Annotated in this window: 1 protein-coding gene; it reads right to left on the bottom strand. The window is 56.0% G+C overall.

Features of this window, described 5'->3' with window-relative positions; genetic code table 11:
- Nucleotides 1-343, bottom strand: a 343-nt coding sequence (locus Q4563_RS17640; RefSeq protein ID WP_303605426.1) for an LpxL/LpxP family acyltransferase, incomplete at both ends; no start/stop codon positions are given.

Here is a 343-nt window from a genome sequence, read left to right as displayed (position 1 = left end):
ATAATATTCCTTGTCCCTGGTCTTTGGCGCGCTGTACGTGTTGCAGCCCTTCTATCTGTGTTCGTTGCCGTTCGTTGCCATCCATGGTGAGGGATTCGGTGGCGGTGAGCAGCATATTGGCGTAATAGCGGTGACGGATATGCTGGCGCTGGGCGACGCTGGCATCAGGCAACAGGCGTTGCAGGTTGTTGTCGAGGTAATGGTTTTTTTTGGCCAACAGCAGGCGTGTCAGTCGGGCAATGATGGGGCCGGTGGCGGCGTAGCGGCTGATTTTCTGTATTCTGGCCCGGCCCATTATCCGGATCAAACCCACCAGCACTGAAGCCAATAACCAGAGTAGCGG

This window comes from Gilvimarinus sp. 1_MG-2023, from assembly GCF_030548285.1.
This window is presented reverse-complemented; position numbering and strand designations above follow the sequence as displayed.